This is a genomic window from Prosthecobacter sp., assembly GCF_044226605.1.
Lineage (GTDB): Bacteria > Verrucomicrobiota > Verrucomicrobiia > Verrucomicrobiales > Verrucomicrobiaceae > Prosthecobacter.
The window spans coordinates 427,531-449,326 of record NZ_JBGAGS010000003.1 but is presented as its reverse complement, the minus strand read 5'-3'; the positions used below and the strand labels follow the sequence as shown (position 1 = coordinate 449,326).

General features: G+C 57.9%; 15 protein-coding genes. 7 read left to right on the top strand and 8 right to left on the bottom strand.

Going from position 1 to position 21,796, the window contains the following annotated elements:
- The first annotated feature begins 45 nt into the window (after positions 1-45).
- The 7 genes from ACILSO_RS06165 to ACILSO_RS06135 all read left to right on the top strand — a co-directional run bounded on the left by ACILSO_RS06165 (position 46) and on the right by ACILSO_RS06135 (position 10,706).
- Positions 46-720: an ABC transporter ATP-binding protein gene (locus tag ACILSO_RS06165; protein ID WP_395736498.1), complete on the top strand. Its 675-nt coding sequence runs from the start codon at positions 46-48 to the stop codon at positions 718-720.
- Complete coding sequence (locus ACILSO_RS06160; RefSeq protein ID WP_395736497.1) at positions 717-3,905, top strand: FtsX-like permease family protein; 3,189 nt, start codon at positions 717-719, stop codon at positions 3,903-3,905. The genes ACILSO_RS06165 and ACILSO_RS06160 overlap by 4 nt, the downstream gene beginning before the upstream one ends.
- A gap of 123 nt (positions 3,906-4,028) precedes the next feature.
- Positions 4,029-4,766: a hypothetical protein gene (locus ACILSO_RS06155; RefSeq protein ID WP_395736496.1), complete on the top strand. Its 738-nt coding sequence runs from the start codon at positions 4,029-4,031 to the stop codon at positions 4,764-4,766.
- A 126-nt stretch (positions 4,767-4,892) separates the two neighbouring features.
- Positions 4,893-5,897 (top strand): Holliday junction branch migration DNA helicase RuvB, encoded by a 1,005-nt coding sequence (ruvB, locus tag ACILSO_RS06150; RefSeq protein ID WP_395736495.1) that lies wholly within the window; start codon positions 4,893-4,895, stop codon positions 5,895-5,897.
- Between the two features lie 295 nt (positions 5,898-6,192).
- Positions 6,193-7,758, top strand: coding sequence for a serine hydrolase domain-containing protein (locus tag ACILSO_RS06145; RefSeq protein WP_395736494.1), 1,566 nt, complete (start codon positions 6,193-6,195; stop codon positions 7,756-7,758).
- Positions 7,759-7,924: 166 nt separating this feature from the next.
- On the top strand, positions 7,925-9,076 hold the full coding sequence (locus ACILSO_RS06140) for a glycosyltransferase family 2 protein (RefSeq protein WP_395736493.1): 1,152 nt from the start codon (positions 7,925-7,927) through the stop codon (positions 9,074-9,076).
- Positions 9,077-9,209: 133 nt separating this feature from the next.
- Positions 9,210-10,706: an exopolysaccharide biosynthesis polyprenyl glycosylphosphotransferase gene (locus ACILSO_RS06135; protein ID WP_395736492.1), complete on the top strand. Its 1,497-nt coding sequence runs from the start codon at positions 9,210-9,212 to the stop codon at positions 10,704-10,706.
- Here the strand turns inward: ACILSO_RS06135 and ACILSO_RS06130 are convergent, their stop codons facing one another.
- The 8 genes from ACILSO_RS06130 to ACILSO_RS06095 form a co-directional block, all read right to left on the bottom strand.
- On the bottom strand, positions 10,707-11,891 hold the full coding sequence (locus tag ACILSO_RS06130) for a glycosyltransferase (RefSeq protein ID WP_395736491.1): 1,185 nt from the start codon (positions 11,889-11,891) through the stop codon (positions 10,707-10,709).
- Positions 11,867-12,967: a hypothetical protein gene (locus tag ACILSO_RS06125; protein WP_395736490.1), complete on the bottom strand. Its 1,101-nt coding sequence runs from the start codon at positions 12,965-12,967 to the stop codon at positions 11,867-11,869. Before ACILSO_RS06125 ends, ACILSO_RS06130 begins: the two co-directional genes overlap by 25 nt.
- Positions 12,968-12,974: 7 nt before the next feature.
- The gene (locus tag ACILSO_RS06120; protein WP_395736489.1) at positions 12,975-14,141 is read right to left on the bottom strand and encodes a glycosyltransferase family 2 protein; all 1,167 of its coding nucleotides are present in this window, start codon (positions 14,139-14,141) and stop codon (positions 12,975-12,977) included.
- On the bottom strand, positions 14,138-15,274 hold the full coding sequence (locus tag ACILSO_RS06115) for a glycosyltransferase (protein WP_395736488.1): 1,137 nt from the start codon (positions 15,272-15,274) through the stop codon (positions 14,138-14,140). Before ACILSO_RS06115 ends, ACILSO_RS06120 begins: the two co-directional genes overlap by 4 nt.
- Positions 15,275-15,401: 127 nt before the next feature.
- Entirely contained in the window at positions 15,402-16,496 is a 1,095-nt protein-coding gene (locus ACILSO_RS06110; RefSeq protein WP_395736487.1) for an endonuclease/exonuclease/phosphatase family protein, read from the bottom strand.
- Positions 16,497-17,264: 768 nt separating this feature from the next.
- Positions 17,265-18,581, bottom strand: coding sequence for an O-antigen ligase family protein (locus ACILSO_RS06105; RefSeq protein WP_395736486.1), 1,317 nt, complete (start codon positions 18,579-18,581; stop codon positions 17,265-17,267).
- A 154-nt stretch (positions 18,582-18,735) separates the two neighbouring features.
- On the bottom strand, positions 18,736-21,015 hold the full coding sequence (locus ACILSO_RS06100; protein WP_395736485.1) for a polysaccharide biosynthesis tyrosine autokinase: 2,280 nt from the start codon (positions 21,013-21,015) through the stop codon (positions 18,736-18,738).
- A 52-nt stretch (positions 21,016-21,067) separates the two neighbouring features.
- Positions 21,068-21,778 carry a polysaccharide biosynthesis/export family protein gene (locus ACILSO_RS06095; protein WP_395736484.1) on the bottom strand — a complete coding sequence of 237 codons (711 nt, stop codon included), beginning with the start codon at positions 21,776-21,778 and terminating at the stop codon, positions 21,068-21,070.
- Positions 21,779-21,796: the final 18 nt, after the last annotated feature.

Below are 21,796 nucleotides of genomic sequence, written 5' to 3'. Positions count from 1 at the left end.
TCTTGCCTCTGTTCATCCTTTCCGGCCTGCCTACGCTCTGATCCCATGCCACTCATTCAACTGACCAACATTTCCAAATCCTACACTGATCCTGGCAGCGGAGCGAGCGTGCCCGTGCTGCGTGGGGTGGACCTCAGCATCGAGGCCGGAGAAGCCGTGGCCATCGTGGGGCCTTCCGGCTGTGGCAAGAGCACCCTGCTCAACATCCTCGGCACCCTTGACCTTCCAGATGAGGGTGAACTCACCCTCGATGGCGAGGCTCTGTCCCGGGCCTCGGCCAAACAGCTGGCCGCCGTGCGCAGTCAGAAGATTGGCTTCATCTTTCAGCTGCACCACCTCATGCCGCAGTGCTCCGTGCTGGAAAACGTGCTGCTGCCCACGCTGGCCCTGAAATCCCCGCCTGCGGATGCCCTGCAACGCGCTGAATCCCTGCTCGAAGAGGTGGGCCTCAAGGACCGAATGAGCTGGAAGCCCGCCCAGCTCTCCGGCGGCGAGCGCCAGCGCGTGGCGTTCGTGCGCGCATTGATCAATCAGCCCCGCCTCATCCTGGCCGATGAACCCACCGGCGCTCTCGATGAAACCAACGCCGCCGGCTTGACCGACCTGCTGCTCAAGCTGCAAAAGAGCAGCGGGGTCACCCTGATCATGGTCACGCATCATCGTGCCCAGGCAGAGCGCATGGGCCGTGTGCTGACGATTCACGAGGGTGTGCTGAAATGAAACTCCTGGATTACGTCATCCAATCCGCCCGCCATTACTGGCGCGGGCACCTGGGGCTGTTGTTCGGCACCTTTCTTGCCGCCACCATCCTCACGGGCTCCATGCTGGTGGGAGATTCAGTGCGCGCCAGCCTGCAGCGTGTGGCGGCGCTGCGCCTCGGCAAGGTGGAGGGCGGCGTGCTCGGCGGTGATCACTGGTTCACGGAGAACCTCGCGCGCAAGACGAAGTCCGTCCCCCTCATCATGGCCACCGGCGCCGCTACGGCCGTGAACGGCCAGGTACGCGTCAATGGCGCCCAGGTGCTGGGTGTGGACGAGAGCTTCTGGAAGCTCAGCACCAGCGGCAAAAGCGTGACCTTCGACAAGTCCGAGGTCGCCATCAATGAACCACTCGCTCACAAGCTTGGCGTTAAGGCAGGAGACACCATTCTCGTGCGGCTCGAACGCCCCAGTGCGATCTCACGAGACGCCCCGCTCTCCGGCAGCACCAATCAGGACATCTCTCTGCGCCGCACCGTATCCGCCGTGATACGCGCGGAGGACTTCGGCGCCTTCCAGCTTGTCGCCTCCCAGGTGCCGCCAGACTCTGTGTTTATCAATCTCGCCGACCTGCAGAACCAGCTTGAGATGGACGGCCGTGTGAACGCCCTTCTCCATCCGAATTTCAATTCCCTGCGCTCGCATTTGGAAGAGCAGCGCACGCTGGAGGATTTTTCCCTCCGACTGAAACGCATCGAAGGTGAAAAAAAGGAATGGGAGATCAGCACCAGCCGCGTGTTTCTGGACCAGTCCCTCACGCCGAAGCTCATGGACTTCAAAGGAGCGCACGGCGTGCTCACCTACCTCGTCAATGGCATCACGTCCAAGCAGGGCGGCACCCCGTACTCCATGGTCACCGCCACTGGCAGCGGCAAGGATGATGAAATCACCATCACGCAGTGGCTCGCTGATGATCAGAAGCTCGCCGTGGGCGACGAACTGGAGCTCAAATATTTCGTGGTAGGCCTCGGCCGTGAGCTTCAGCAGCAGTCCGCCAAGTTCAAGGTCGCCGCCATTTTGCCGATGGATCATCCCCGAGTCAGCAAGGCTTGGACACCCGACTTCCCTGGCGTCTCGGATGTGGACAACTGCCGCGACTGGGAGCCTGGCATTCCCATGGACATGAAGGCCATTCGCGACAAGGACGAGTCCTACTGGGACGACTACAAAGGCACGCCCAAAGCTTTCATTTCGCTGGCTGCGGGCCAGAAGCTCTGGACCAATCGCTTCGGCAGCCTCACGTCCATCCGTCTGCCCAATGAAGGCCAGACCCTGGAGGCCAAATCCAACGCCCTCGCCCTGCGCGTGCAACTGGCGGACATCGGCCTGGTCCCGCGTGATTTCAAACACGACGCCGGCGCAGCCGCTCAGGGCAGCGTGGACTTCGGCGGTCTGTTCATCGGGCTCAGCATGTTCTTGATCGCGGCGGCGCTCGTCTTTGCGGCCCTGCTCTTCCTTTTCACGCTGGAGCGTCGCGCCTCCCAGATCGGCCTGCTGCTGGCCATGGGGTGGACGCGCGGCATGGTCCGCCGTGCCTGGCTTCTGGAGGCGGGTGTCATCGCTGTTGCGGGCGTGGTTCTGGGCGTGTTCGGCGGCATGTTCTACACGGAGACCGCACTGCATGGACTCTCCGCCGTCTGGACCGGCGCCACCCAGGGTCTGCCGCTCATCTTCAGCGCCAGCTTTGGGACCATCTTTAATGCCGCGCTGGCGACCATGGTCGTAGTGCTGCTAACGCTCGCGTGGGCCAGCCGCAAGCTCTTCAAGGTGCCTGCCCGTGATCTGCTCGCAGGCTCCTGGAGCGGGAGCTTCTCGCCTGCTAAAAAGAAAACCGGCTCCAAGGTGATGCTCGGCCTCGCAGGCACTGCGCTCGTGCTCCTCGCTCTCGGCTTTGTCGTGAAAAATCCCGAAGCCGTGGCCGGCATGTTCTTTGGCTCCGGCATGCTCATGATGATCGCCGGCCTGCTCTCCCTGCGGAACTGGATGCGGCGCGACAGCGGTACGCTCGCACGCAGCCTCTGGCAGATCGGTTCCCGTAATATCTCCCGCCGTCCCTCTCGTAGCCTTGCCGTCATCGGCATGATGGCCGGCGGCATCTTCCTCGTCGTCGCGGTGAATGCGTTCCGCATGAGCGCGGGCGATCCCACTGCACGCGACTCTGGGACGGGAGGCTTTGCTCTCGTTGGGGAATCCTCCCTGCCCGTCTATGAAGACCTCAATGGCAAAGCCGGATGGGACGCTTTTGGCCTCGATGAAAAGCTCATGCCGCAGGCCCGCGTGGTGCCCTTCCGTGTCCGCGAAGGCGATGACGCCAGCTGCCTGAACCTCAACCGCGCGCAGAAGCCCGTCCTCGTCGCCGCAGATCCCGCCAAACTCACCGGCACCTTCGCCTTTGCCTCCGGCTCTTGGGACAAACTCACCGACACCAGCTGCGTACCCGCCATCGCCGACCAGGCCACCGCCATGTGGGGCCTCGGCAAAGGCGTGGGAGACACGCTGGACTATCAGGACAGCTCCGGCAAAACCTTCCAGGTGAAACTCGTCGGACTTCTGGCGGGTTCTGTCCTGCAGGGCAAGATGATCATCAGCGAAAAGGATTTCCTCTCCAAGTATCCCGATGCCGCAGGCTACCGCTTCTTCCTCGTCGATGCCAAGCCGGAGCAGTCCGCGGAGGTTTCCTCTCATCTCACACGGCAGCTCGAGCAGCGTGGCCTCGCTTTGGAACCAACCAAGCAGCGCCTCGAACTCTTCCTCAGCGTGCAGAACACCTACATCGGCATCTTCACCGTGCTCGGCGGATTGGGAGTGCTGCTCGGCACCGCAGGCATCGGCGTCCTCATCGCCCGCCATGTCCTGGAGCGCCGCGGCGAACTCGGCCTCATGCAGGCCCTCGGTTTCCAGGCCGGCTCCTTGCGCGGCATGATTCTTGGAGAGCACAGCATTCTGCTCCTCATCGGAGTGCTGCTGGGCGTCGTCACTGCAGCGCTTGCCGTCATTCCTCAGTTGATCGAGCGCGGCAGCAGCCTCCCCCTGCCCTTCCTGCTTCAATTGATCGCCGCCGTCCTCGGTTTTGGCCTCCTCACCTGCACCATCGCCGTTGCCACCGCCGTGAAAGGCAGCCTTACGGACTCGATTCGCCGCGAGTAGTGTCCCCGAGGAGCGGCAGTTGCCAAGTGCCTCGGGTTCCAGTGGCTTGGCATTCGCCCCCACTTGGACATTGCCAATCACCAGCACTCAGCATACACATTGGCAGCCCCATTCTGGCTCGCCATGCTGTTCTGGACACACATCTTCGACCTCCTGGCCAAACTCACTTTCATGGCGCTCACGGTGGCGATGTTTCTGTTCAGTGTGCCAGATCCGCCGGCCAAAGGGCATCCGTTTCTCTTTGTGCTCAGCTTCATCGCCGGGATCGTCATCTGGTGGCTGTGTCTGCGACCGTTGTCCTCATGGCTGCATGCGCGTCTGCGGCTGGGCGCACGACTTTCATGGGGGCAGGCACGGCGCGCATCAATGCTGTTTTCTCCAGTGCGGGACTTGCTGCGGTGGCATCCATTATGGGAGGTGCGGCATCTGCCTGAGACTGAGCGCGTCGCCGCCATCGAAGAAGCCATGGTGCAGTTGCAGGCAGAGCAGCGGGCGAAGGCTGCACAACTACGTGCAGCTCCTGTTTTGAGTCATGCCATCCGCTGGTTGAACGTCGTCGTCATCATCGCCGCGATTGTGCTCACGGCTAACCATCTGCCACCCGCATCCTGGGTGTCCGAATTTCAAGTCCGCGTGTTTAATGGCGGATACTACCCCATCTTGACCGGCATCATTTTGGCTGCCCCGGTCATCACCCTGTTGAAAGCACTGGAACTGGCCACGGCCCCCCGCAGGATCACCATCGTCGAGAACCCACCCGGCTTGGAGGATATGGCCGCAGTTACAGCTCACCCGCAGCAGCAGCCGGAGAAGGCCCCTGATTCCAACGATCACTCCCGTTTTGCACCTCCGGGAGGATAGGTCAAAAACTCCTTCCCTGCCTTCCGTCACTCGCCACATCTGGCCTCATCACTCACGGATACAAGATTTTGAGTCTAGTGCGCCGCCCACCTTGCACTCCTCTCTGCGCACGCTCCTATACCGGCAGTGAATCCCGCGCTCAACGAACCCGACTCTCCCTTCGATCTCGCCCTGCGACCGGCGGATTTCTCTGAGTTTCACGGCCAGACCAAAGTCAAAGAACAGCTCCTCGTCATGGTTGAGGCGGCCAAGATGCGCGGAGAATCGCTCGATCACGTCCTGCTCTGTGGACCTCCAGGTCTTGGCAAAACCACCCTGGCCAATCTCATTGCCAACGCCATCGGCACCAAACTCCACACCACCAGCGGCCCGCAGATTGACCGCGCGGGAGATCTCGCCGGCATCCTCACCAATCTCCAGGAGCGCGACGTCCTCTTCATCGACGAAATCCACCGCCTCCATCCCAGCATCGAGGAGTATCTCTATCCTGCCATCGAGGACTACCGCCTCGACATCATCATCGATCAAGGCCCCAAGGCGCGCACCATCCGCATCGATCTCCCGCCCTTCACCCTCGTCGGTGCCACTACACGGGCCGGCATGCTCACCTCGCCGATGCGTTCACGCTTCGGCATCCCCAACCGACTCGACTACTACACGGCGGAAGAGATTCAGCACATCATCATCCGCTCCGCCCGGCTCATGAACGTGGCCATCGATGCCGCCGGTGCTCTCGAGATCGCCCGCCGCTCCCGCGGCACACCGCGCATCGCCAATCACCTCCTCCGCTGGGTGCGCGACTACGCCCAGGTCAAAGCGCAGAACGTCATCACCGAAGACGTCGCCCGCCTGGCCCTCACCATGCGCGACATTGACGAATCTGGCCTCGATGAAATGGACACCCGCATCCTCGAAGCCATCATCGGCAAGTTCGACGGCGGCCCCGTTGGCATGGGCAGCGTCGCCGTCGCCGTGGGAGAAGACACCAGCACCCTCGAAGACGTGCACGAGCCCTACCTCGTCATGCAAGGCTACCTCAAACGCACCCCCCGCGGCCGCGTCGCCATGCCCGCCGCCTACCGCAAGCTCGGCCTCATTCCCCCCAACACCGGCCAGTCGGAGCTGTTTTAAAGTCCTTGTGAGCTTCAGCTCACTCTGGAAAACACCCCGCAGCTCACAGCATTGGCCAAATCTCCGCAGCGCCCTGCCCCCTCGCTGCTCCGTCACTACGCAGGATTCGCCTGAAACGACTTAGCTGAAGGTCTCGACTCCCCTTCCATGTTCAAACTCAGTGTCAGCGAGACGGTCGTGGTCGTTTTCAAATCAACCACGGCGTCAGCAAAGTTTTGAAATTCATCAGACGAAAAATGACGCATCGGGACGAATCAGGAGCAAGGACGATGTGATACAACGTTTCTTCTCCCCCATGCCGCTGCTTCGTCAACCACCTGCTCTTCTCCGCATGTCCGGCCTGCTGCTGGCCCTGGTCATGCTGACCGCCACCTCCGGCCTTCGAGCCAAAGAATACGTCCCTGAAGATGCGCGTGAGAAGGACCTGCTTGAGTTCATCACGTTTGAATTGGAAATCCCGGGCGGCACCTGGAAAGACAGCAGCCGTTTTCCTCAGCTGGTGTGGCAGTCACCAGACCGCGTGCTTTCCATCATTGGACAATGCCCGCTGGTCATCCGCTGGTTTGACAAAGACCTCAATGAGGTCACCAAGCCCAATGGCAAGCCACCTTACGTGGCCTACCTCGATGGCAGGAGTGAGCACAGGCAGCGCATCCGCCGCATGGTCACCGTCAGCCCCGGCGGCAAGGCGCTCACCGCCTTTCCTCATCCATCCCATGCCGACGCCTACGATGAGGCCCAGTGGCTGCAGGACGAGCAGCAGATCGCCCTCAAACGCAAGCTGCTCGGAGTGGAGCACCGCTTTCCGAAGTTCAATGCCCCGCGAAAATCAGAACCCAGCGCCCCGGTATTGCGCGACGGCACTCCTGCGGAGGCAGGCTTCAAGCCGCAATCCATCACCGCCATCCGCGCCGCCTGCCGCGAGTGGTATGACAGCTCCAAAGAGCCTTTCGTCGCCCTAGTTGCCTCCCATGGCATCATCGTCTTCCACGAGGCTTTTGACGATCCCGCCACGGGCACCACCACCATCGACACACCCAAGCACATGGCCTCTATCACCAAGACCATGAGCGCCGCCCTCTTTGCTGAATTCATGGACCAAGGTCTGGTGAATCTCGACGATCCCGTCGGCAAACTCCTGCCCGACTTCCCGGTCGAGGGTCCCAAAGCCTTCACTTGGCGCGCCACCTTCATGCACACCGCCGGACTGCACATGAAGGCGGGTTCGGGCCGTGAGGTGCACAACGCCTGGAGCGACAACTGGGCCGCCAACCTCCTGCCCTGCGTCGTCGTCGGCAGGGAGCACAAGTACAACAACATGGACACCGAACTCACGGGCAAAGCCATGGAACTGATCACCGGGCAGAGCGTCCTGCGTCTGCTCAAAGAGAATCTTTTCATCCCCATGGGCATGACCCGCTCCCGTGCCTCCGATGTGTGCCACGGCGGCGAATGCACGGCCCTCGATGTGGCTAAGTTTGGGCAGATGCTGCTCAATCAAGGAGCCTATGGGGACACCCGGTTCTTTTCCGAGGAAACGTTTCAAAAGATGCTGCCGGTTCATCTCAAGAGCCGTTGGCCTGATGCAAAGTTCGACATCCCTTGGGGCATGGGGCTCACCTATTTTAATGAACGGGACCCCCGCGCAGGAACGGAAGGCATTCCCGCCGGCAAAACCCTTCTCAGCCGTAAGACCTTCTGCCACGGGGCTGCGTCTGGCGCCGTACTCCGGGTTGATCCAGAGAATGAAGTTGTCGTGACGCTCGTGCGCGAGAAAAACCAGGAAGGTGATGCCTACAAAGCCCGCCTGGCCAAGTTTCTTCTGGCCGTGGATGAAGGCCTCGTAGACCGCAAGCCTTGATCAAATCTGGGTGCCGCGCCACAGCTCTGTGGCGGATGGAAGGGCAATATTTGCCTCAAAAAGAGCCATCCGTGCACGTTTTTTCTCAATTTACGTTTTGCCAAGGCAAGATTTGAGGCGAATAGAAATTTCTTAGCCGTTTCCCCAAAAATCCTCGAAATCCCGCATGCGATTGTCTGACAATCCCGCACCACCCGCACTGAGTTTTGTCTTTCCATGCTTGAACGAGGAGCAGACCCTCGGCACCTGCATTCAGCAAGTTAAGGACTCTCTGGAACCCACCGGCATTGATTATGAGATCATCATTGCGGACAATGGCAGCACAGACCGCTCACGTGAAATCGCCCTGAGCATGGGCTGCCGTGTGGTGCCTGTACCAATCCGTGGGTACGGCGCTGCCCTGCGCGGAGGCATTGAGGCCAGCCAGGCAGAGTACGTCATGTTTGCCGACTCGGACAGCACCTATCTCTATGCAGACGCCGCGCCGCTCTACCAGGCGGCCAAAAAAGACAATGCCGACATGGCGATCGCCTCCCGCATGATTGGTCGCATCGAGCCCGGGGCCATGCCTCCCCTCCACCGCTGGTTGGGAACCCCGGTTCTCACCACACTCATCAACCTGCTTTTCCACGGCAAGCTTTCCGACTGCAACTCCGGCTTCCGCTGCATCCGCAAGACAGCCTTCGCCACTTGGGAGATTCGCTCCAATGGCATGGAGTTCGCTTCCGAACTGCTCATCAAAGCGCTCAAGGCAGGTGCACGCTCGGTGGAAATTCCCTCCGGCCTCCGCAAAGGCCCCGAAGGACGCGTCGCCCACCTGCGCACCTGGCGCGATGGCATGCGCCATCTGCTTTTTATCTTTTCCGAGAAGCCCAAGCTTTTTGAAATGATCGGGTTCCTAACGGTGCTCATCACCACCCTGCTGCAGGTCACAGCTTTCTGCACGGGTCCCATCAGCCTGGGAGGCTTCCACATTTTCGATCTGCACAGCAAGGCTTTGCTCCTGCTCGCGGGAATCTTCGGCGCGCAGTTTTACCTGTTCAGCTGCATGCTGTTTTTACAAAGCAAGGACCGCTCCCTCGGCATTACCCGGAAGTTGATCAATCTGGATGAGGGAGTTCTCTTTTTCCTGCTGATCGCCACTCTCGGGTCTTGCGCCTTGCTGGCTGGCTACATTACCGTCAGGTGGTCCCTTTCTGGATTTGAGAACCTGAACTTGGCCCGCGATCTGCTGTTTTGGTCTCACCCTCTGGCCATTTCCATCTCGTTTTGCGTAGGGCTGCTGGGGCTGCATGTACTAAAAAAGGCTCAAAAGTAATTTTTTCGCAGACCTGACAATCACCTACAAGTCTTCCCATTTAAAGGCAGAAAAAGCATTGCAATTGCTCAACTCCTCGGTCCAGTAAATCTTTGTTCAACTTAAACTCCGTTGTTCGTTCGTTTAGCACCACATGCATAGCTCAAGCAGAGGCCACTGGACAAAGATCGGCATTCGCACCTTGCGCGATGTCGTCGTTTTCATTGGTGCCTACCTTCTCGCCAACTACGTGCGCTTTACTGAGCTGTGGCGCATTGAAGATTACGTCCCCCCGATCCTGGCCGGTGCAGTGGCTCTCAGTTCATCGGTGTACGTTCTGGGGCTTTACTCGGTCGAATCACAGAGAAGGTCCAGCTTTCTCATTCACGGCATCCTGCTGACTTTTGCATTCGTCATCGCCTTCGTGAGCATCACCCTGGTGGGCTACATGAGTTTTGACCTGCGCATCGGCCGCGGCTTCATGGCCCTGGGCTGCCTGTTCTCGTACCCTTTGCTGCTCACCACCCACTGGTTGATGTATCACAAGCATCGGCTCGCTCCCGAGCGTGTGGCGATGGTGGCCGAAACTCCTGAGGAATTGAAGGAGTACCAGCTCATGCGGTCAATGACACCTCCTGGTGTGCAATTGGTCGGACGCATCGGTATTGATGATGACGCGGAAAATGAAGAGGGATTTCTCGGCCGTCTGCGCAATGCGCGCAAGCTGATCCGAACCCACAAGCTCGACCGGATCGTCTTCATGGAGCAGCGGGTACTGGACGAGAAGGCACGGCATGAGCTGCGCCGCCTGCGCTACCTCGGTTTTTCGTGCAGCAGCCTGATCTCAGTTTGTGAACGTCATCTCAACTACGTCCCGCTGCATCTCGTGTCGATGAACTGGCTGATTCAGTCGGAATCCGTCTCCCGCAGCTTTTATTTCAGCAAGCTCAAGCGCTTCTTTGACATCACCACGTCCCTGATCCTGCTGGTGGTGCTGGCCCCTTTCTTCCTGCTTGGCATGGCCATCGTCCGGATTTTTTCACCCGAAGGATCGGTGTTCTACCGTCAGGAACGCGTCGGCCGGTTTGGCAAGCGGTTCCAGATCATCAAACTTCGCAGCATGCGCACGGACGCCGAAAAATCCGGTCCGGTCTGGTCTTCCGTGTCGGCAGACTCCCGTGTCTTCCCAGGCGGGGCGTTCCTGCGCCGTTACCGAATCGACGAAATCCCCCAGCTTCTCAATGTGCTCCGCGGGGAGATGTCGTTCGTGGGCCCCAGGCCGGAACGTCCTGAATTTGTGGCCAGGCTGACCCGCATGCTGCCTCACTACCAGGAGCGCCACATGCTGCAGCCTGGGCTTACCGGCTGGGCGCAGGTCTGCTATCCCTACGGATCCTCGATCAATGATTCCAAGTGCAAACTGGAGTACGACCTTTACTACCTGAAGCACGCCGGTGTGTTGTTCGACAGCCTCATCCTGCTGGACACCGTGCGCGTGGTGCTTGGTGGCGGTTTGAAGTCCCCCACGCAGCAGCGTTACACCACTGGAGTCGACCTTGACGGTCTGGAAAGTGAGACAGTTCTGGTCCCGGAAACTCTTGAGCAAAGCTCCGCCAAAAGTTCGTCCATCCAGGGCCTGGCCCAGGCCTGATCAGGCCTCTCCCCGCAGCAGCGAGAGATACTGCTGTGCACACTTCTCCCAGGCGAAGCTCTTCACCGCCGCCTGATGCAGCGCCTCTTCATCTGGCGGATTGGCCAGGGCATCCAGCAGCGCTGAGGCGTAAGCGCCAGCATCACGCTGCGGCACGAGGAATCGTTTTCCCAGCACCGGCTCAACCACCTCGGCAATGCCACCCACATCCATGCAGACGGGAGCTCGTCCGCTGGACAAAGCCTCAAGCACCACATTGGGCACCCCTTCATTGTGGCTGGTCAGGCAGACGGCATCTGCTGCCTGCATCCAGCGTGCCACCCGTGAGGCACCATGGCGGCCGAGGAATTGGACTTTATCGGTGATGTTGAGTTCGCCGGCCTGGGCACGGAGCGCTTCTTCCAGCGGGCCGCCACCGATCAAGGCCAGCCGCACCGGCTGAGGCGAAGAGGACACCACCCGAGCGAAGGCGGCGAGCAGCAGATCAAGACCTTTGACGGGCAGAAAATTTCCCACAAAGAGCAGCAGCTTGCCCTCCTGCGGAACTTTAAGTTCGTCCCGAGCGACAGCGCGGGAGGCAGGCTTGAAGGTGTGGATGTCCACTCCATTGTAAACCGTGTGCACTTTGCGCTCATCCGCGCCATTCCTTGCCAGCCGCTTCTCCAAATCGTTGCTGCGCGTCACGATGGCGCTGATGCCGCGTGTCATCGCCAGGATCGCACGACGTCGCATGGGCATGTTCAGGTAACTGTGCACGTCCGACCCCTGTGCTACTGCGACGATCGGGACGCGCCATTCGGAAGCCTTCAAAACGACTCCACAAGCATCCGGAAACAGCCAGGGCACCAGGACCGCATCTGGCGTGAAATCACGCGGCAATGCCTTGAGCGCCCGCGCAAAGGCAAAAGAAAACAAACGATGGTTCATGCCTCCCAGACGAGGAACATAAGGCGCCCAAAAGTACTGCGGATGCAGTCCGGCGTCCTCGGGACGTGAATACAGCGCGGCCGCTCCCCAATGCTTGACGGAGGGGCGAAAGGCCAGCACCCGGACATTGAGCCCAGGATCCTGCTGCCGCATGGCATGCACAAGTGTGACGTTGTCCAGTCCACGCCATGGCTCCTTGGTATCGGGGAACAGATTGGTGGCTACGAGGAGGTTCATGGGGCCGATTTTTTCAGACATGGCGGCGGATTCAGGAGGTAGTCCCGCCAAGGTCCAGCATCGCCTCCTCCATGACCGTCCTCGGCAGCATGAAGGATGTTCACCAGTTCGCGTGAGCTCACGTAGTGCAGGCGAAAGCCCTCCTTTGCCGCCAGTTGCAGGAGATCATCATGGAAACGACGGCGTGCATCGCCGAGCACGGAGGCGTGGTTTTTCTCCGGTGCGCCATGGGTATGCAGCTTGATAAAGCACCAACTTTCCGCGCCTTTCACTGAGATGCGCGCTTTTCGCCACTGCTCAAAACGGCGCAGGTTGGGTGCATTGGCAGGACCGATATCTGAGTTTTCAACCCGCGGCAGCACACCCCATTTCCGCCGTGTGAAGTCCAGCATGAGCGGCCCCTGCACCAGCAGGAGATGATCCGGCTCGTCCCGCAAGGAATGACCGGCGACCACAGGAGTGCCGCGATGGTGGGAGCAGCCATGGAGCGTGCTTTTGGAATAGTAGAGACTGTTAACGATCGGAGCCTGGGTCCGGTGCGGAGCAGAAGGCATCGTGAGATCGGCGTAGCAGCCGGCATTTTTAAGCATGGCCAGCTCTCCACGGACGCCGCAGCCGGTGCCGGTGGGATCGGAGTCGTCGAGCGCCCAGTTGCCATGGATGAAACCAAAAGTCACTTCTCCGGCCGCATTGCTACCTAACAGCCCGTGACTGCGCAGATCTGCCTTTCCTTGCTCAATGGAGGCGCAGAAGTTCTCTGCGGTGTCCTTGTGATGGTGGAGGTGGATCTCCACTTCATTGCGACTGCTGACGCACAACTCCGTGAGCGACTGAATGATGTCCCGGTCATACTGCTCGACGGGGTAGAAGAAGGTATGCCGGGGGCGCTGACCGTCATGATCGACGCCACTTGCCAGAATGTGCGGCAGTTTGTCATGCCATACCTCCATGCGCTTCATCGCGCCCCGCTTGTCGGTGTGGTGGAAAGGTTCGAAATGATCGCAGACTGCCAGCATCACATCCGTAATGGGGACTTTGGGCTTTCGGAAGGAAGCCTTAAGCCAGGGCAGAAGCCAGCGGTCCATTGCTTTGATCATGAATCAATTAGGTTCTACGTGTTCGCGCCCAGGTGGTCTTCTGCTGGCCGCGGAGCCAGCGGAAGAAACCCAGGAAGAGGGCGGCATTCATGGTGGCAAAGTAGGCGCTTACGGAGGCAAGACGTCCGAGCGGACCGGGCAGTTTGAGCGAGGTGAAACCCGTGGCAGTGAGTGCAACGACGGCGAGACTGGCTGCACCGAGCAGCAAGGAACCGGGAGCTCGCATGAGAACGAGAGCAAGCACTGCCAGCAGCCCGGTGACCATGAAAAAGGGAGCAATCCAGCGCAAAGCCTTGTGTGAAAAGAACACCCAGGCTGCCAACTTGTGTGTCGGATTCAGCAATGGCAGGCAGCTGGCGAGGATTTGATAGTCCCCTGCCCCGATGCGAATTCTCCGACCGAATTCGTCTGACAATGCCGGCGGCAGGTCCTCATAGGCCAAGGCGCTGGATTCAAAAACGACGGCCCAGCCATCCATGAGCATGCGGAGTGGAACGTAAAGATCCTCCACGACGATCTCGGGCGGGCAGCCGGTCCAGAGCTCACGGCGCAGAGCGTAGTTGGCGCCATTGGCACCGAGCAGAACGCCCCGTCCGCCCTCCTGCTGCTTGAGCCAGGTTTCAAGCTTCCAGTAAACGCCCTCGGACTGGGTGTGGGCTTCACCTGCGCGGGTTCGGAAACAGAGCTTGCCGCAAACGCAGGCCACCTTGGGATCTTGAAAACGGGTCACAAGCCGGCGCAGGGTGTCAGGCGCGAAGTCCACATTGGCATCGCTCAGCACGAGGATGCTGCCCCTGGCCTGAGGGCAGACGTCATTGAGGACGCGGACCTTGCCACGACGCTCCTTAAAGTGGCGGACTTGAATCCGGTCATTGATCGCAGCCAGGCGCTCGGTGCCGTCGTCAGAGCCATCGGAGGCGATGATGATCTCCAATTTTTCGGCAGGATAATCACACTGCAGGAGGTTCTCAACGCGGCGGCCAATGCAGGCGGCTTCGTTGTAGCCGACGACGATGACGGATACCACAGGCAAGGTCTGCTCGTCCTCCTCGGGAGGCACTGGCAGCAGCGGTCTGCGGGCACCGATGAAACGCCACCAGAGGGGGTAAAAAACGTAGCAGTGCAGAACTGCGGCCACGCTGAGGAGGAAAATGATCCACGCGGTGGCGATCATGACTGGCTGCGTTTTTGAATGAGACCGGCACAGAACTCCTCAAAGATTTGGGCAGATGCCGCCCAGGAGCAGGGACGGGCCACTTCCTCCAAGGCGTGGGTGGCAAGCTCTGTGCCCAGGGCCGGATTGCGAAGAACTTGAAGGACTTTCGCCGCAGTGTCCTCTGCGGTGTCAGCAAGCAGGACGTGGCGGCCATCTTTAACGTCCAGCCCTTCGGCACCAACACTTGTGGAAACCACGGGCACCTCGGCAGCCATGGCTTCATAGATCTTCAAACGGGTGCCGCCACCGATACGCAGAGGCACCACGATGACGTCTGCGCCGCGCAGGTAAGGCCGCACATCCGGCACGGTGCCCGTGACCTCAATGTTTTTGCCAGTGCCGGCGAGCGCCTGAATTTCCGCAGGAGGCTTCCGCCCCACGATGACAAACCGGGCCTGGGGCATCTCGCGCTGGATGAGGGGCCAGACGGCTTCAACAAACCAGTTCACGCCATCCACATTCGCATACCAGTCCATGGAGCCCATGAACATGACCGTAGAAACAGAAGAGGTGGTCCGAGGAAGCGCCTGAAAGTATTCCAGGTCCACGCCCGTGGGCGCAGTGCCAAGCACATTGGACAAATCGAGGTCTTCGCGAAACACAGAAGAGTCCTTGTCCGAAACAGTGATGATGCCGTCAAACTTGGAGCACATCTCGACTTCGTGCTTCTTCATGCGCCTCCACTGGCTGCGCCAGTAAAAGGAAACCAAACCACGTTTGTTTTCGGCACGCCTGAGCCAGATCATCGACTCGACATTGTGCTGGAAAATAACCCATGGGATCGAAGACCGGGCCTTTTCATCCCAAGGAAGACTCACCGCCGGGAACAGGAAATCGCAGACGACGAGATCAAACTTTTGCTCTCTCAGCAACCGGCGGATGTTTTCACGCCAGTCCGAGGATTCAAAGCGAGACGCCGCATAGGGCAGCGAGGAAAACAAGTTAAACCCGGCGCCCATCAAGAAACGATGCGCAGGCATCTGGAGCGATGCCTGAGGCACGTGGGTCCAAGAGGCATTTTGGGAATACTCTCCAGCCTTCTCAGCCGCAGTCACCTGCCCGTTGTCCGCCACCATTCCGGCAAAAGTCACCTCGTGACTGCGATTTAAAAACCGGAGCAGATGAAACGTCCGCAAGTCTCCGCCCCGGGTCAGCGGGTGCAGGGGGCTTGTTTTGATCCAGAGAATTCTCATTCGAGAGCGCAGCGTAATCGGGCTTTTACGGCTTTGTACCCGGCCATTCGAACTCGGCAAACACAGGCCGGTGCTGGGACTGGGTTTGAAGGGTCTTACACTCCCAAAGTTTCCAATCTTGCGGAGCGAAAATCATGTCCAGTCTCAGCCAGGGCCGAAAGAGCCCCAGGGGGTTGTGGGTGTTGCCGGGAAAACTGAATCCAGTTCCATCTCCCGCATTCAAATGGGCGTCCTGAAACTGACTGGCAAACTCTCGATAGATGGGCCCAAATGCCGGGGTGTTGAAATCTCCCATCACAATCACAGGGTCTTTTTCTGCTGCGATGCTGGCAGCGATATTTCGAGCGATGTTCAGCTGATCGTCCCAGAAAGCTTGGTAATGCAATTTTTTGGACTCCCATGGCGATCCTGGAAAGCCCAGAATTCCCCACAAAAAGGCACCGCGCTTGTAGGATTCCAGCACAGATCGAGGACTCGGAAGGTGCACATTGTAAATCACAAAACGACTGCCTCCGAACAGTACCTGATACCGAACCGCTGAAACGACGCTGGATCCGGGCATCCGAACAGGAGTGGACTCAAGAATGGGCCAGCGGCTCAGCAACACGAACTCCCCAACATCACTGACCTGAGTAAACTCTGCGTATTCGGTACTGCTGGCGTAGTGGCGGCCTCTGGTTTCCTGCAGTGCGATGAAATCGGGTTGAAGCGAATCTTTGATGGGTCTGAGAGACACGCCGTTATCCTGGCCCCGGTTCCATGATAGCACCTTCAGCGTCGTCAGGCTGCCGCTGAACTCAGGAGCGGGAGGACTGAACAAACGAATGTCGATATGGAAGGCAAGAAAGAGGAAGACCGCCAGCACCAAACAAACTGCAGATTTGCGGTCCAAAATAAGAGCGGGAACCAGCAGCGGGAATGACGGGGCGATCCAGATCCATGGAGGCAGGTACATCAATGCCGCAAAAGTGATGTTAGCCTGCCCCCAAACGTGGAATCCACCCACCAGCAACACAAAGGACAACAAATATAAAAACACAAATCCGCGCACCGTGAGACGCAGATAATGAACGATCTTCTGCACCAGCGCCTTGTGCCCCTCCAGAGGCGGAAGCTTCAAGTCCACCTCCACATTCTTCAAGGGAGCACTTTCCTCGGGTGTTTGACGAACACCTCGTTGATCCGCCCGAATTCTATTGACCAACATTCTTTCAAACGCCGACCTCTTTCGCCTAACCCTTTTTACAGGGGGGCGCTGGTTTGAAGGCTGATCGCCATTATCAGACATGTCGTTAGTTCAAGCCGGAATCGGGAACGCCTCAAGGTTTCACAGGGGGTGTTTTTGAATCTGGCGAGTTCGGAGTGTTTTTTGGTGATTCCGCTTTGTCGCGTCCGGCTCCGGCTCCGGCGCCAGAGTTCAAGGAAGGAAGATTGGGAGCTTCGGGTTTAGGCAGAGTGATCGGGGAAACCTCCTTAGCAGGGGGCATGACCTCGGAGGGAGGCTCTGGAGTCGGAGAATATTGTTCCTCTGGACGCCCCCCTTCCGATCGAATTACCAAGACTGGAACGGCAATTATAATAAGCAAAAGACTGATCGATAGGACGATTAAAGCTTCGATTATGCTAAGGCCACTTTTGAATTGCATACGTATAGAACAAGCCACAAAATTTGACCCTTATTCAATAGGCATCTCCCTGTCAACCTTGATTTCGTTCACGCCGGAATCCACCGATGCCACATGCAGGTGGCACCGCTGCGCTATGCAACTCTGAGCAGGAACTGAGAGAGATCATTGGCGCGGGCCCATGACTGCGACAGTCTTTGGGTGACGCAAACCGGCTTCAAGGCTACCCCCGGTGAACACGCTGAAACAACGGTGAGCGCGGTCTAAATCTGGATGAAGTTCGTCATCAGATAGTGCCAGCAGTAAACCACTGCGTAAAAACTGACTGCAATGAGAGTCATGTCTCCGAGCCCTAACCTGCGCCAACTCAAACTGAAGTCGCGCGGAACCACATCGGCTGATTCGGCGGCGAGGACGAGCGTTTGCCCCCCGTCGCCCCCCGTCGTCAAACCACCCGCGCCGGCCGAGTCAGAAACTTCAGCGCTGACAGGTTCCTCCGAATTTTCTGAGGACGATGCAATCCTCCCCGACATTACTCGATGATAAGCAGCACAGACACCGGCAATGAAAAAATAGTCGGTGTGATAAGCGCGATCGATCATCCAGGCCGAGGCTGCGTAACCACTGACGAGGGTCAGCAGCGCCCTTTGGATTCGTTGAGCCTGCAGATCATCCTCAGCAGGACGGGTCTGCAAGACCGTACGAAAGCAGGCATACAAAATACCTACAAAAAGAAACAGCCCCGGATAACCAAGGTCAGCCCCGACATTGACATAAGAACCATGAGTGGCCTTTTTGATCAAGCCATACTGTTCCGTTTCAATCCAGGCTTCAAAGCGCTTCCATCCCTCGCCTGAAAATGTGCTCTGCATGGCGTTGTAAGCCAGCTGCCAAATCATCAAACGGCCTTCAATGCCGTCTTCCTTGGCACTCAGGCTCTCCATTCGAGGCAGAAGTTTAAGCGCTCCGATGCCTGCTGTCATCATTACCGTGATCAGGAACACCTGCACGTAGCGCGCCTTTCGAAACAAAAGCCCCGCTGTGGCAGCGGCTGCCCCGCACAAGTAGGCCCCCTTCGACTGGGTAAGATAGACACAGTACGCGCCGGCTGCGATTCCGAAAAATCCCAGCGTGCGCAAGAGGACGCCCCTCTTCCAGACAAACCAGAAATAGGCCAACGGCAAAATGATCACAACCCCGTGCCCGAGAGCATTTGGATTGTTATAGATCCAAGTGTTGAGCGCGAGGCGGCCAAAGAAGCTCGCCGTCAGGCTGGAAGATCCGGGAGCGAGTTCGAATCCCAGCTCGGTGGAGATTCCAAAGATGGCCACAACAATCAGTCCAACGACCCAGCAGTTCAGGAAAGTCGACATCCTCTTCAGCGAATCCAACCCGATCGCGGAGGCGAAATAGAAACCCGCAAACGGTATCATGGCCTTCGCGGTGCTAACGTAATCGCCGGTCGTATAAATGATCCACAGCAAATAAGCGACCACCAGATAATCTGCGGGGCTTTTGAGGAGGAGATCAAGCTTAAATCCTTCAGGGCGCCGCCAAATACCAAAGAAGGCGAGGAGCATGGCCCAAGTCATGAACCCCACGCCGGAAAACCCAGAGATCCAATCCTGGGGGCGTATGAGCCACAGTAAGATGGCGATGCAGAGAGCGAACAGGTCCACAGTGGATCAGTCTGCCTGCAAAGACAGATTCGCTGAAGTTAACCCAACCAAAAAGCTAATTCGCTGAGGACTGAGCGAGGTAAGCTGGATCATAATATTTGGGATAGTATGAAGCGTAGTAGTAATAATTCTCCACCTTCGAAAGGTCCACACCATTCAAAATGAATCCATAGATGGTCGCATGGGCCGAGTTCAGCACATCCAGAGCCGTGACGATGTCCCGCTGAGAAGTACTGTCCGCACGAAGAACGAACACCACGCCATCCGCGTGAGCAGCGAGCATGATTGAATCTGCCAGCCCGAGAATAGGCGGAGTATCAACGATAATCTTGTCGTACTTGTCGCGAAGCTGATTGAAGAACTTTTCAAGCTTGGCCGAACTCAACAAGTCCAGACGGGAATTGGTTCCGCTGCCCCGAACAATGAGATCAAGATCCGGCAGGACCTCCTTGTTGATGATGTCCTCGCTTTGTACTTCATCGGATTCAAGGAACCCGGACAAGCCAACATTTTTTTTGTCGCTCGAAAGGTCAAACATCCGGTGGATACGGCCTCTTCGCAAGTCACCATCGATGAGCAGAGTTTTCTGACCGCTTTCCGCGATGGACTTGGCGAGAAGTGTGCTGATGGAAGTCTTCCCCTCCCCAGGGCGGGAGCTTGTAACCATGATCAATTTGCAGGGATTGTCTCGCGCGACATGCAAAGGAATACTGCAGCGCACAATTCGAAAAGTTTCGGCAAGATTGATGGAGGCATCGGGAGCCCGTTCCACCGTGCTGCATGGGTTCAAATATTCGCTGTCTTTGATCAGAGGTATGACGCCCAGGGCGCTGCGGCCGGTGAGGGTTTCTGTTTCAGCCACCAATGAGGTGGTAGAACGCAGCCGCTCCAAACCAACACATCCAGCCCCCGCAGACCCCACTCCAAGAAGGAGAGCGTAAGTCAGGAGCTTGTACTTATTCGGACTGAACGGCACATCATCCCGCATCAGGGTAAAGCCTTGGAAGTCGAACTCCACCCTCATGTCCACACCGGTGTGCTCCATAGTGGAGAGACGTTGCTGAAGGTCCTTGTAGGCCGCCTCCCAGAAATTGGGAGTTTCCGACATCAATGAAAAGTCCTGCTTATAGCGGTCGAAGTCGGTCAGAATGCGGCGGTAATCCGGCATTTTTGTGGTCAGTTCTGTGTAGCGGTCCTTCAACTGCTGGTATTCCAGATGGAATGAACTAACCGCCGTCTTCAACTCAGCTGCGATGGAGTCCTCCAGCTTCTGAATGCGGAGATCGAGCGCGCGCATCTTTTCATGGCCGGGGAGGAGCGTCTTGGACAGCTGGTCTTTTTCGAGCTGTGCAACACGAAGCTCACGTTCAGAAGCTTCCCACGGCTCAGTTTCCTCAACCATGGAAGGCAAAACGATGATTTGAGACTTGCGGTCCTGCCCCGAGCCAACGGTGGGCTGTTGAACGTTGCTGGTCATTCCAGCCGCAGCCGAAACCTGATCTGGGGAGGATTTTGCAATCAGACCGTCAGCAAACGGACTGCTTCTGATGATACTGCCCACAGGAACAGGCGTGCCACGAAACCTTTTAATCACCGCAAGGCGGTCCAGGACAGACATCGAAGGGTTTTCCAGGAGCTTGAGTACCTGGGCCATGTTGTCCAAGCGCGTGCGGGCAGTCAGCATCTCACTGGGCACCGCTTCAAGACTGTTGTGCTCCACGTACTGTTCGATTAACTGGTGATCCTCCTCGAATTTGGACCTTGCTACCGTGGAGGCGTTGATGCGTTCTTTGATTTTGAGCATTTCGGCAGAATAGGCCTTGAAGGCCGCCTCGCGATGAGAGGCGCGGGCCTGCACCGTGGATTCCCGGTAGGAATCGAGCATCGCTTCAGGCCACTCACGAACCCATCTAGGCTGGTAAGCATAGATTTCGATCTGCACCATATCGCCGGGAAGAAGAGTAACTTCCACTTTCGATACAAACTGATCACGGATGTATTCGAACTGACCTGCCGTTTTAACGATGCCCAGACGCTCTGCTGTCCGCTCCAGCAGCCAGCGAGAGTTTAAAGCAGTGATGATCTGAAACTCTATCTGAGCATAGCGGCCACGTCCCTGGGCATCCGAAGTTTCGGACTTCACGGGGAGCGTGAGATTGGTGAATGAAACCAAGGAGCGGGAGTAGAACGTCGGCTGGCCATAGGTGTAATAGACCAGTGAAACCACCAACCCCAGCAGGAACAAAAGCAGAGCTACCTTCCAGTATTTAACATACCTGGAAGCATATTGAACGATATCCTGAAATGTGAATAGGAACTTTTTAGTGGTTGCCATGATTATCGGTACGCAGGAATGGGGATTTCAGCACGACAAACACACGGGTAACCTAAAAACCAAAAACTTTCTGAGGGACCACGATCGTGTCTCCATCCTGCAAAATCACGTCCCTGTCCTGACCACGCTCGATGGTGACGAAGTTAACAGGAATGCGCTGAGTCAGGCCGCTGGCGTCCCTCCTCAGAACATAGCTGCGCTGCTTGTTGGCGAAGGCCGCAAAGCCGCCTGCGTCCGTGATCGCCTGGTAGGCGGTGACACGACCATTGCCGACGAAGGGAATAACACTCCGGCCTTTTTTCATGACGCTGCCAGACAAGTAAACGGTCAAGCCGGCGACACCCGAATTGTCTCCTTCAGCCGGGCCACGGCGAACTGGGTCCACGATGACCGTTGCCTTTGTTAACTGATTTTTTTGCAGAACATTGCGAACGCTCGCTTCAACCTGCTCCAATGACATGTTGACGACCTGGATGCGTCCAGCTTTGGGGAGAATAATGTCGCCACTTGGACGGACCACATACATTCCATTGAAGGACGAATCCTCAAGAATGAAAACATCCAAGGCGTCCCCAACACTCGTCTGATATCCTCTCGAGCCGATACCCTGCGATGCGCGTGATGCCTGGTCTCCATCATCCAGCGGCAAGGATGTCTTGCCCGAATTGCAGGAAGTCACAAGAAAGGCAGCGAGGGCAAAGAAAACAGATGCACGGAAATGGATTGGAGAGCGCAACTGCTCGCGACGGTACGGGGAAATCATAAAGTGGGATTTGAGAAT

Excerpts from the sequence above, each read along its gene's own strand:
- ACILSO_RS06160 (WP_395736497.1), top strand. The coding sequence starts at position 717 with ATGAAACTCCTGGATTACGTCATCCAATCCGCCCGCCATTACTGGCGC.
- ACILSO_RS06130 (WP_395736491.1), bottom strand. The coding sequence starts at position 11,891 with ATGTCTGAAAAAATCGGCCCCATGAACCTCCTCGTAGCCACCAATCTG.
- ACILSO_RS06135 (WP_395736492.1), top strand. The coding sequence starts at position 9,210 with ATGCATAGCTCAAGCAGAGGCCACTGGACAAAGATCGGCATTCGCACC.
- ACILSO_RS06125 (WP_395736490.1), bottom strand. The coding sequence starts at position 12,967 with ATGATCAAAGCAATGGACCGCTGGCTTCTGCCCTGGCTTAAGGCTTCC.
- ACILSO_RS06095 (WP_395736484.1), bottom strand. The coding sequence starts at position 21,778 with ATGATTTCCCCGTACCGTCGCGAGCAGTTGCGCTCTCCAATCCATTTC.
- ACILSO_RS06120 (WP_395736489.1), bottom strand. The coding sequence starts at position 14,141 with ATGATCGCCACCGCGTGGATCATTTTCCTCCTCAGCGTGGCCGCAGTT.
- ACILSO_RS06145 (WP_395736494.1), top strand. The coding sequence starts at position 6,193 with ATGCCGCTGCTTCGTCAACCACCTGCTCTTCTCCGCATGTCCGGCCTG.
- ACILSO_RS06105 (WP_395736486.1), bottom strand. The coding sequence starts at position 18,581 with ATGCTCCTCGCCTTCTTTGGTATTTGGCGGCGCCCTGAAGGATTTAAG.
- ACILSO_RS06155 (WP_395736496.1), top strand. The coding sequence starts at position 4,029 with ATGCTGTTCTGGACACACATCTTCGACCTCCTGGCCAAACTCACTTTC.
- ACILSO_RS06100 (WP_395736485.1), bottom strand. The coding sequence starts at position 21,015 with ATGGCAACCACTAAAAAGTTCCTATTCACATTTCAGGATATCGTTCAA.
- ACILSO_RS06165 (WP_395736498.1), top strand. The coding sequence starts at position 46 with ATGCCACTCATTCAACTGACCAACATTTCCAAATCCTACACTGATCCT.
- ACILSO_RS06140 (WP_395736493.1), top strand. The coding sequence starts at position 7,925 with ATGCGATTGTCTGACAATCCCGCACCACCCGCACTGAGTTTTGTCTTT.